We start from the raw sequence: 10,900 nt of genomic DNA, 5'->3' as shown, positions 1-10,900 counted from the left end.
GCCTCGCGGGGCGCCAAACCCGGCGGCGGCGCTGCCCGAGCCGCCGCCGTAGCCCAGCCGCGAGCCATAGCCGCCATAAGAGCCTTGCGGACGCCCGCCCGCGGGCTCAACGGCTTCCTTCAGCTCGCTGGGGATCTCCTGCAGGAAGCGCGAAGGCGCATTGCTGTTCGTCCGCCCGTAGAGAAGCCGCATCCGCGCGCACGTCAAATACAGCTTTTGCTCCGCACGGGTGATCCCTACGTACGCCAACCGCCGCTCCTCCTCCATCTCCTCGTTGTCGAGGAACGCCCGGCTGCCGGGGAAGACGCCTTCCTCCATGCCGACGATGAACACGACGGGGAACTCGAGTCCCTTCGCGCTATGCATCGTCATGAGCACGACGGCGTCGCCGCCTTCCTCCGGCGAATCGTTCATCGAGTCGATGTCGGCGATAAGCGCCAGGTCCGTCAGGAACGCGACAAGCGACTTGTCGTCGCTGCGCTTCTCGAATTCCTGCGTGACGGACAGGAACTCATCGATATTCTCCAAGCGGGCTTTGGACTCCAACGTATTCTCGCGTTGCAGCTCCAGCCGGTATTCCGTCATCTCGAGCATCTTCTCCGTCAACTCCGTGACCGACAGATATTCCACCATGGCGGTCAGGTTGGCGATCAGATAGCGGAAGCCGGACAGCGCCGTTGTCGCGCGCGCCGTCAGGCCAAGCGTATACAAGCCGTCCCCGAGCAAGCCGTCGCCTTCCGCGAGCAGCCGATAGATCGAGATGCCGCGCTGGCTCGCTTCCGCCTGCACCTTCGCCATCGTCGTGTCGCCGATGCCCCGCTTCGGCTCGTTGATGATCCGCAGCAGGCTGGTGTCGTCGTCCGGGTTGGAGACGAGGCGCAGATAAGCGAGAATATCCTTGATCTCCTTGCGGTCGTAGAACTTCGTGCCGCCGACGATCTGATACGGAACCTCGGACTTGATCAGAATCTCCTCTATTACACGCGATTGCGCATTGGTCCGGTACAGAATGGCATGGTCGCCGTAACGCCGACCGTTCTGCCGATTGCTCTTGATCTCCCGCGCGACGAAGTAGCCTTCCTCATGCTCGGAATCGGCTTGGTAGACGGTGATCTTGTCGCCGCCGTTCTGATCGGTCCACAGGTTCTTCGCCTTGCGGCCCATATTGTTCTTGATGACCTGGTTCGCCGCTTCGAGAATGTTCGACGTCGAGCGATAATTCTGCTCGAGCAGAATCGTCCGCGCTTCCGGGTAGTCCTTCTCGAAGTTGAGGATGTTCGTAATGTCCGCACCTCGCCACCGGTAGATCGACTGGTCGCTGTCGCCGACGACGCAGATATTGTGGTGCTTGTCCGCCAGCATGCGGCACAGCATATACTGCGCGCGGTTCGTATCCTGATACTCGTCGACGTGGATGTATTTGAATTTGGTCTGGTAGAAGTCCAATACTTCCGGCACGTCCTTGAACAGCTGAATCGTCAGCATGATCAGGTCGTCGAAGTCCAGCGAATTGTTGCTCTTCAGGCGGCGCTGATATTGCTTGTAGACATTGGAGACAATGGTCTGAAAATAATCTCCTGTCCGCGACTCGAACATCTGCGGCGTGACCAGCTCGTTCTTCGCGCTGCTGATCGTCGCTTGGACGGCCTTCGGCTCGAACTTCTTCGTGTCGACGTTCTGCTCCTTCATGATGTTGCGGATGACGGAGAGCTGGTCGCCCGAGTCGAGAATGCTGAAATTGGACGTATACCCGATCCGCTCGATGTCGCGGCGCAGAATGCGGACGCACATCGAGTGGAACGTGCTTACCCAGATGTCGGAGCCGGACGGTCCGACCAAGCGGGAGACGCGGTCGCGCATCTCGCGCGCGGCCTTGTTCGTGAAGGTGATCGCGAGGATGCTCCATGGCGTCGCGATGCGCTTCGCGATCAAGTACGCGATGCGGTGCGTCAGCACGCGGGTCTTGCCGCTGCCGGCGCCGGCCATGATGAGCAGCGGGCCTTCGGTGGCGACGGCCGCCTCGCGCTGCTTCGGATTGAGGCGCTGGACGGCCTCGTCTATGTTCACGCCGCCGGCGCTTCCGCCGAAGCCGAAGCCGCCGGGGCCGTTCGAGCCGTTAGAGGCAAGGTTGTTCATGGATTCGGAGGAATCATGGTCGTTAGCCGGTTCAAAAAACATGGTCTTGCTCCTTTGCGCTGGATTTCACGGCGGGGACCGTGAGAAGAGCCGCCTGCAAGTCGTCGTAGACGACGTTGCCGACGACGACGGTGTGCGCCGCTTGCGCCGCTTCGCGCGCCTGCTCGGGCGTGCGGATGCCGCCGCCGTAGAACAGCTGCGCCTGCTGCAGGCTCTGCCGCACGCTGCGGACGAGCGCCATATCGCCGTAGGCGCCGCTGTACTCGAGGTAGAGAACAGGGACGCGCATCAGCCGGTCCGCCAGCTGCGCGTAGGCGACCGCCTGCTCCGCGGACAGATCGGCTTGCGCGCCGCTGACCCGCGCCGCCGTACAGTCTGCGTTAAGCACCAGATAGGCTTCGCCTGCCATCAGATCCCATGGCATCAGGTGTCCGAAGCCGGTTAACGCTTCCGCCTGCCGGCCGATGAGCCACTCGCTGTCAGGCGTATTCAGCACCATCGGGACGAAGTAGCCGTCGAAGCCCGGCACCGCAGCGTCCGGATCCGTCAGCTCAAGCGCGCACGGCACCTCGTAACGGCGAATGCGAGAGAGCAGGTCCACCGTATTGTCGAAGGTGACGCCGCTCGAGCCGCCGACGAGGATCGCGTCGGTGCCGGACATGCACACTTCGTGCAGCGCCTCGTCGCCGATCGGCCTGTCCGGATCGAGCTTAAACACGTGCTGCCAATTCATATAGAAGGAAGAGAGCATGAATGCCTCCAAGACTAGAAGTCGAAGTTCAACTTCTAGTCTACCGGAATTTATGTTCGGTTCCAAGACCTAACGTCTGTATAAGATTGGGAACGGGCCCAATGACTATCCTTCCGCCAGTGAAGCCATCACGGCCTTATGCAGCAGCGGCCTTAATGTCCGAATCGGGTTATCTCGGCCATCGTGAACGGCATTCGTCAGGAAGACGACGGCGAGCTCTCGCGAAGGATCGATCCACAGGCTTGTGCCTGTATAGCCGGTATGGCCGAAGCTTCCGATTGGCCAGCTCTCTCCGCAAGCGAACGTCTCGTCGTGTCCGTCCTTCACCTGCCAGCCTAAGCCGCGTCCGCTCTGCGGCGATGCCAAGCAAGCTTCGACCGAGGCTCGGGTGAGCACTCCATAAGCCTCGGGGTCAAGCCACATTTGCGCATATCGCGCTAAATCTTCCGCAGTAGTGAATAGGCCAGCGTTGCCGGATACACCGCCAAGCCGATAACAGGTCTCGTCGTGTACCTCGCCGATTAAGTATTTGCTCCCGTCCCATTCGGTTGGCGCGATCCGATGCCGCCAGCTTAGCGGCGGATTGAAGCAACTGTCTGCCATATTTAGCTGATTTAATATTCTGTCTTTAATATAAGAATCCAAGGAAATCCCCGATATCCGCTCTACGATCCAGCCGATCAGAATGAAGCCCAGGTCGCTGTACAGCACGCGTTCGCCGGGCTCGCAGACAAGCTCCTGCGCGAGAATCTCCTGCCTGATATCCCGCGTCGCATATCGTTCACGAAAGCCCGGGACGCCAGCGGGCAAGCCTGTCACATGCCGGAGGCAATGCTCTATCGTCACCTTGGCGTGACGGAATTCCGGCAGATACTTCCGCACCGGGTCTTGGAGCGAGAGCTTAGAAGACTGAAGAAGCAGAAGGACGGATGGCAGCGTGACCGCCACCTTCGTAAGCGATGCCGCATCATAAACGTCGGTGACCTCGGCGCTCCCGTAGGCTGCTTGGAATATCTTCTCGCCTCTCAACCGAACATCCACCACTGCGCCGGGAAGAAGCCTCTCTTCCGTCCACCTTCTCAACAATCGATTCAAGTTATCCATTCTCCGACCTCCTCGCCGCGATTCTTGTTCATTTAACCAAAGACGCCTGTTCCCGCAGGAACAAGCGTCTCAGCACACATAAGCGAATGATATCCGTTCGACAATTAATTAGACTTGACGCTGGCAGCCGATAGCTTATCCAGCAAATAAGCGCGCACATCCGCACGCAAGTCAGGCCGCTCCAGCGCGAAGTCGATGATCGTCTTCAAGTAGCCCAGCTTCTCCCCCGTATCGTATCGGCGACCTTCGAACGTATAGGCGTAGATCTCTTCATTGGATAGAAGCCGGTAGATCGCGTCGGTCAGTTGAATCTCTCCGCCGGCTCCGGTATTCTGCGTCTCCAGCAAGTCGAAGATCGCCGGCGTTAGAATATATCGTCCCATAATGGCAATGTTCGAAGGCGCCGCATCAGGCGAAGGCTTCTCAACGACGCCGCGCACGCGAATGAGCGAAGCGTCCGGCTCGGTGGCCAGGTCCGGATCAACGATGCCGTAGCGGGACACTTCATCCCGCTCCACCCGCTTAACAGCCAGCACGCTGCTATGCACCTGATCGTAGACGTTCATCATTTGCTTCAAGCACGGCTCGCCTTCCGACCGAACGATGTCGTCTCCGAGCAGAACGGCGAACGGCTCATTGCCGATGAACTTCCGCGCGCACCAGATCGCGTGGCCGAGTCCCTTCGGCTCCTTCTGGCGGATATAATGAATATCCGTCAGATCGGTGGCGCGCTGGACTTCGGACAGCAATTCCAGCTTGCCCTTCTGCCGCAAGTTCTCTTCCAGCTCGAAGTACGAATCGAAGTGGTCCTCGATCGCTCTCTTCCCTTTGCCCGTGACGATTAGAATATCCTCAATGCCGGAAGCTACGGCTTCTTCTACGATATATTGAATGGCGGGCTTATCGATAATCGGCAGCATTTCTTTCGGCATCGCTTTGGTTGCCGGCAGAAACCGAGTGCCCAGTCCCGCTGCCGGAATAATCGCTTTGCGTATCTTCATGTCGGCGCATCCCTCTCCCCATTACTTCTCCGCACGATAGGCGAAGACGCCGGACGCGCATTAGCTTGTATCGCATCCTATATTTAGTATAGGGTGTCTGAGCCGATTTGGGTACCCTGTCAGTCGAATTTCGCTGATATGAGGCGACTCCGCTCGAATTATCGCCAATATCGGGAAGAAGACGCCGTCTTCCGCCGGATCGCTCCGGAAGCTGCCGATTAACGGATCAGTTGGCCGCGCGTCACGCCAAGCTGGTTGGTCGCCTTCAGCTTGCGCCATACTTCGCTGCCGCCGATGCGGCCGTCGAGCGCGGCGCGGTACAGGCCTATGACTTCCAGCACCTTGTCCGCATTCTCTTCCAGGAATTCAACCCGGTAGCTCGGCACGCCAAGCTCCTTGAATTCGCTCAAGTATTCGGCGCCCGATTGCTCGATGGCATTATACACCGTGTTGCGGCAGCCCTCGTCGACGCGCACCGGATGATTCATGCCGATCCGGTCCTGCAGCGACGCGCGATGCTCCTCGCACGGACGGCCGCAGTTCGTATAGTCCGTCCCTTCGCTCAGGAATGTGCAATAGACGCAGTGCTCCGTATGGAACATCGGCATGTGCTGGTGGATGACGATCTCCAGATTCGACGTATCCGCCAGGCGCAGCATGTCGACCATCTGCTGAATGTTCAGGTCGTAGGACGGCGTAATCCGATCGAGTCCGACTTCGCGGAACAGCTCTACGGTCTTATGATTCGACACGTTCAGCGAGAAGTCGCCGATTAGCTGCGGGTGCCAGTCGCCCGGCTTCTCCGCCCGCTCCTTCAAATAGTAGTAGAGCGCGCCCGTGTTGCGGACGAGCACCGCATCCGGCTTCAGGTTCAGGATGTTGCGGTGGTAGCCGTTCTCGCCCGGCATGTGGATGCGCGGCGTGGCCAGCGCGATCGGCTTGCCCGCTTCGCGGCAGACGGCGATCGCTTCCGGGAACTGCTTGATGAACTCGAAGTCGGCATAGATCATGGATACGTCCGTGCCTATCGCCGCCTTCACCTGCTCAAGCGTCCGGCAGAGCGCCGTCAGCTTGGGGGATTCGACCGGCGCCTTATCGCGGAATCCGGCCGCGGCAGCACCGAGAGTTCCGCCCCCGGCCAGCTTCGTGTACTTCGGCGGTTGCTCGCGCAGCAGCTCCAGCTCCATCGCGGCGGTGCGGCGAATGCGGTTCAGCTCGCTCTTCGGCACGATCACTTCGCCTTCGAGCGACACGGTCAATTGTTCCAGCTCGAACAGCGTTCCGCCCAGGCGGCCCAACTGCTCCTCGAGCACCTCGCGCCCCAGCGGCCGCTTCTCAGCCCGCTCAAGCGGCATCTCCGATTCCACGATCACGGTCGTGCCGCGCGAGACGTCCGTCCAGATTGTCCGCAGCGGCGAACCCTCGCGACCTTCGACTGTGACCGCGACCGGGAACGTCCGGTACGGCTTGTCCGTCTCGAACGTAGCGCGAAGCCGCTTGTCGAGCGCGGGGTCGCTCGTCTTCCAGACGCGGTCGCCTTCGTGCAGGCGCGTCAGATCGACGTCATTGCGGCCCATCACGATCTCGATGCGCCCGCCTTGCGCCGCTTCGCCTTCCAGCTTGACGCCGCTAAGGCGCAAATCATAGACGCGTCCGCCTTCTTCCTTCTTCGTCGGATCGCCGGCATCGAACACAAGCCCGTCGCCGCGCTTCAACGGCGCTTCGATCGTGCAGACGACGCTGTCGCGCAATATTTTCTCCACGCGTCCCAAGTACACCCCGCGGCTCTTCGGGAACGTGCCGTCGACGAGCTTCTTATTGTTCGTCCCTTCGAGGAAGCCGTGCGTGAAGCCGCGCGAGAAGCTCTGCTGGAGCTCCCGAACTTCTTCCGTCGTCGGCCTCGAATCGTCGCCGGCGAAATACTTGTCGATCGCGCGGCGGTACTTGCTCACGACGTTGGCTACATATTCCGGGCTCTTCAGCCGGCCTTCGATCTTGAAGGACGTGACGCCCGCTTCGATCAGCTCCGGCATGATGTCGATCGCCGCCAGATCCTTCGGCGACAGCAGATAGGCGATATCGCCCATCGGCTTCTGAACGCCGTCAACCATCAGGTCGTACGGCAGACGGCACGCTTGCGCGCACTCGCCGCGGTTCGCCGAACGGCCGCCCCATACTTCAGAGGTGAGGCATTGGCCCGAATACGAGACGCAGAGCGCGCCGTGCACGAACACTTCCATCGGCAGCTTCGCTTGATCGCCGATCTTCTTGATCTGCTTCAGGTTGTTCTCCCGGCCGAGAACAACCCGCTCGAGGTTGAACGGCTTCGTGAACTCGACCGCCTCCGGGGAAGTGATCGTCATCTGCGTCGAACCGTGAATCGGGAAGTCCGGCGACATCTCGCGAATCATTCTCACCAATCCAAGGTCCTGAACAATAACGGCGTCCACGCCCGCCTCTATGCAAGCATCGACCAGCTCGCGCGCGTCTCTCAACTCATCCTCGAATACGAGAATGTTAAACGTCAGGAAGCCCTTCACCCCGTACCGGTGCAGGAACTTCATAATCTCCGGAAGCTCCGCCATCTTGAAGTTGTTCGCGCGGGCGCGGGCGTTGAACTTCTCCACGCCGAAGAAGATCGCGTCCGCTCCGTTCGCCACCGCAGCCCGCATGCAATCCCAGTCGCCGGCCGGAGCCAGCAGTTCAATATCTTCGCGCCGAATGTCGGCCTTAACTGTCATTATCGCGTTCTACCTCCACGCCGCCGTATGCCGGCAGCCAATTGAACCTAGTATATCAAACCCCGATGCGCATGAACAAAAGAAAAGTCCGGAAACGGCACCCGGGCGCCTCGTCCAGAGAGAAGTCCGCATGACCCCTCAGCCTAAAAATAAAAACGAGCCGGAGATCCAGCCTCCAACCCGCTTCCGTTGCCTTCATATGGATTGCCATGCACCTTCCTGCGCTTACCAGCCGCTTACCATCTTGACGTCGGCAATGAGGAACACGACCAGCGCCAAAGTCCCGAATCCGATGGCGAACATATTCTTCTTGGTGCGCGCCATCAGCAAACGAACCAACCCGATCACGATCAGCACTGTGAAGAGGATCATGAATACATCGAACGGAGTGAATAGGCTTGAGGAAGTAGTTGCTTCCGCTAACAGCATGGGTGCGACCTCCTTTTCTACATATGCTTCCCATTATCTTATATGTTATATTCCGGAAGCGGTTGGCGCAAGTCCGAACTTTGTGAAAAATGGACTTTCCTCGCCAGGTATGCTTCCTGCATACAGGCGCGAGAGCGCCAACCCTTCTAGCGCATGTTGCCGATAATCGCGTTGCGCGAATCCTGCATCTTCTGAATGAAGCTCGTCATCACATCGAATGCTTCGTTCCGCTTGTTCGCCAGCGACTGCAGCCGCAGCATATTCAGCTCCAGCTGGGAGCTGTCCCCGATTTGGTTTTGCAGGTCTTGCAACTGCTTCTTGATTTGATCATCGATCAGTGCCGCGCGCTGCGATTGAACGGCCATGAGCGCCGTCTCAATATCCATGCCGGAGATATCGATGGACGAGACATCCACCCCGCCGACGACCTCCAGCAGATCGTCGTCCGTCAGCTCGCCGGACGCCGCCGCCGGCTCCGGCGTCTGCAGTCCGTCGAGCAGGTGGAACGGAAGATCGAGCCCCGTCGCCTGCTTCACCGCTTCCTGATAATCGTTCTTGACCAGCTCCGCGAATGCCGGATCCTGCTGCGCCTTAGCCGTAACCTCGCGCTCGATCAATTCCAATTGCTGCTCCCAATTCATGATCGTTCCGCTTCCCTTCCGATATCGAGTAGTGATGAGTCCAATGCTTGATCCGTCCACTAGATATTTCTCGCGATTCCCCTGTTCGTCTCGGTCCGGCTTTGGTCGATCTGCTGGAGCTTATTCCTCACGTCCCGGATGACTTCAAGCATCTGCTTCATTAAATCGTCCGCCTCAGTGGAGGCTTCCGCTTGAATCGATGCATCCCACGCGCTTGCGTCCGCATCCTTGCTAAGACCCGATCCGGACAGACTGCCGCCAATGGTGCCGACGCCGGAGATGCCTCCGCTGAACTGCGAGACCTCCATCGTCGCCGCGCCGCCCGCCACTTCCTGCAATTGATCGTCCGACAGCTCGCCGGAACCTTGCTCCGCCGCCTGCAGGCCGCCCAGCAGATGGAACGGAAGATCGAGCCCCGTCGCCTGCTTCACCGCTTCCTGCAGATCGCTTCTGACCAGCTCGGCGAAAGCCGGTTCCTGCTGCGCCTTCTCTATTAACCGGCGCTCGATCTCCTCCGCTTGCTGCTTCCAATTCACGCAGCGCACCTCCGGTACCGTTCATTAATTAAAACTAATAAAGATTTTCTCATTATTTAGCAATTATGACAACAGTTAATTTGCTGCTTTAGACCGCCTGCCGCTCTGCCATCCGTGCGAATTCGCCGCTGGCGGCGATCAGTTCATCGTAGGTTCCGGACTCGACGATCGTCCCCTTGCGTATGACCAGAATCCGGTCCGCATGGCGGACGGTGCTGAGCCGATGCGCGATGACGATCCGCGTCGCCTGCAGCTTCTCCAAGCTGGCGCTCACCTCCGCCTGCGTGCGGTTGTCCAGCGCGCTGGTCGCCTCGTCGAAGATGAGCACCTTCGGCTTGCGAACAATTGCCCGGGCGATCATCAGCCGCTGCCGCTGGCCGCCTGACAGCGTGCCGCCGCCGTCCGGGATCATCGTGTGCATGCCCATCGGCATGGCGAGTATATCCTTGGCAAGACCGGCCATAGCCGCCGCCTCCCAGGCGGCTTCCAGCGGAAGGCCGGCGGAACCTACGATATTCTCGTAGAGACTGCCCGCCATCACGTCCGCCTGCTGCATCACGACCCCAATCTGGCGCCGAACCGCCTGCACATCCAGCGCGCCGAGCTCGCGTCCGTCGAACCGCACCATGCCGGACTCCGGCTGCTCGAAGCCGAGGAGCAGCCGGATAAGCGTCGACTTGCCGCTGCCCGATTCGCCGACGATCGCCAGCATCTCGCCCGGCTTGACCGTCAGGGAGACGTCTCGCAGCACCCAATCGCTCTGGCTCTCGTAGCGGAAGTGAACGCCGTTCAGCTCCAGCTGGCCGCTCAGACGGCCGGGATGCTCGCCCCCGCCAGCTTCCTCCGGCAGCGCCTCCAGAATCGGCTTCGCCCGCTCATACAGCGTGACGACGCCCATCACCGAGAGCAGCGAGGACGACATTGACAGCATCGCCGCCAGGAAGGCGGAGAACGCGGAGAAGAAGGCGATGAAGCCCCCGGCGCTCATGCGGCCTTCGCCCATCGATGCGACCGCATAGTAGAGCACCATCGACGTGACGACCGGGAAGATCGCCTGGTAGACGGCGAAGTACGATTGCAGCTTGTTCGACTTGTAGCCGATCCGGTTCATCATGCCGAACAGGTTCGCCCATAGATAGAACGCGCGGCTCTCGGCGGCGGCAATCCGGAATTTGGCGATGCCGGACAGCAGCTGCAGCATGAGGCTGGACAGCTTGCCCTGGTTCTGCATGAGCTTCCGCTGGTACCTGAGCTGGATAAGCGAGAACGCCGCGCTGACCAGGATGCCGAACGCGACCAGACCGAGGCCGATCAGCGCGATGCCGGCGTCGTAGCGGAACAGCAGCAGCAGGTTGAACGATGAGAAGAGTCCCGAGAACAGCGTGCCGAGCACAATGCCGGACAGCTGGCTGCGAATCGCGTTGATGCTGTTCGCCCGCATCGCCAGATCGCCGGCTGAGTAGCCGCGGAAGAACGCCGCGGGCAGGCGCAGCAGCCGATCCCACACCGCCGCCTGCACATTCATGTCGATGCGGCTCTCTAGCCGCATCGACATGAATGT

Annotated in this window: 9 protein-coding genes; all 9 read right to left on the bottom strand. The window is 60.0% G+C overall.

The genetic code is table 11. The annotated features are described in order from the left end of the window. On the bottom strand, positions 1-2,178 hold a 2,178-nt coding region (gene pcrA / locus H4Q31_RS21225), incomplete at its 3' end, for a DNA helicase PcrA (protein WP_260440190.1). Next, the gene (pcrB, locus tag H4Q31_RS21220; protein ID WP_185181067.1) at positions 2,168-2,887 is read right to left on the bottom strand and encodes a heptaprenylglyceryl phosphate synthase; all 720 of its coding nucleotides are present in this window, start codon (positions 2,885-2,887) and stop codon (positions 2,168-2,170) included. The genes pcrB and pcrA, both read right to left, overlap by 11 nt. 105 nt (positions 2,888-2,992) lie before the next feature. Next, entirely contained in the window at positions 2,993-3,991 is a 999-nt protein-coding gene (locus H4Q31_RS21215; protein ID WP_185181066.1) for a serine hydrolase domain-containing protein, read from the bottom strand. Between the two features lie 104 nt (positions 3,992-4,095). After that, positions 4,096-4,992: a UTP--glucose-1-phosphate uridylyltransferase GalU gene (gene galU / locus H4Q31_RS21210; RefSeq protein ID WP_185181065.1), complete on the bottom strand. Its 897-nt coding sequence runs from the start codon at positions 4,990-4,992 to the stop codon at positions 4,096-4,098. A 218-nt stretch (positions 4,993-5,210) separates the two neighbouring features. After that, entirely contained in the window at positions 5,211-7,733 is a 2,523-nt protein-coding gene (locus H4Q31_RS21205; RefSeq protein ID WP_185181064.1) for a U32 family peptidase, read from the bottom strand. Between the two features lie 225 nt (positions 7,734-7,958). Then, positions 7,959-8,162: a hypothetical protein gene (locus H4Q31_RS21200; RefSeq protein ID WP_185181063.1), complete on the bottom strand. Its 204-nt coding sequence runs from the start codon at positions 8,160-8,162 to the stop codon at positions 7,959-7,961. A gap of 146 nt (positions 8,163-8,308) precedes the next feature. Next, positions 8,309-8,803, bottom strand: a complete 495-nt coding sequence (locus H4Q31_RS21195) for a hypothetical protein (protein WP_185181062.1) — start codon at positions 8,801-8,803, stop codon at positions 8,309-8,311. A gap of 59 nt (positions 8,804-8,862) precedes the next feature. Continuing rightward, positions 8,863-9,339: a hypothetical protein gene (locus tag H4Q31_RS21190; RefSeq protein WP_185181061.1), complete on the bottom strand. Its 477-nt coding sequence runs from the start codon at positions 9,337-9,339 to the stop codon at positions 8,863-8,865. An 88-nt stretch (positions 9,340-9,427) separates the two neighbouring features. Next, positions 9,428-10,900 (bottom strand): ATP-binding cassette domain-containing protein (locus H4Q31_RS21185; protein ID WP_185181060.1); only part of this gene is annotated, 1,473 nt, incomplete at its 5' end.

The organism is Cohnella lubricantis, assembly GCF_014212015.1.
Taxonomy (GTDB): Bacteria; Bacillota; Bacilli; order Paenibacillales; family Paenibacillaceae; genus Cohnella; species Cohnella lubricantis.
This window is presented reverse-complemented; position numbering and strand designations above follow the sequence as displayed.

Bases quoted from the DNA above. Each gene is read 5' to 3' on its own strand.
- H4Q31_RS21195 (WP_185181062.1), bottom strand. From the start codon at position 8,803: ATGAATTGGGAGCAGCAATTGGAATTGATCGAGCGCGAGGTTACGGCT.
- pcrB (WP_185181067.1), bottom strand. From the start codon at position 2,887: ATGCTCTCTTCCTTCTATATGAATTGGCAGCACGTGTTTAAGCTCGAT.
- H4Q31_RS21215 (WP_185181066.1), bottom strand. From the start codon at position 3,991: ATGGATAACTTGAATCGATTGTTGAGAAGGTGGACGGAAGAGAGGCTT.
- H4Q31_RS21205 (WP_185181064.1), bottom strand. From the start codon at position 7,733: ATGACAGTTAAGGCCGACATTCGGCGCGAAGATATTGAACTGCTGGCT.
- H4Q31_RS21200 (WP_185181063.1), bottom strand. From the start codon at position 8,162: ATGCTGTTAGCGGAAGCAACTACTTCCTCAAGCCTATTCACTCCGTTC.
- galU (WP_185181065.1), bottom strand. From the start codon at position 4,992: ATGAAGATACGCAAAGCGATTATTCCGGCAGCGGGACTGGGCACTCGG.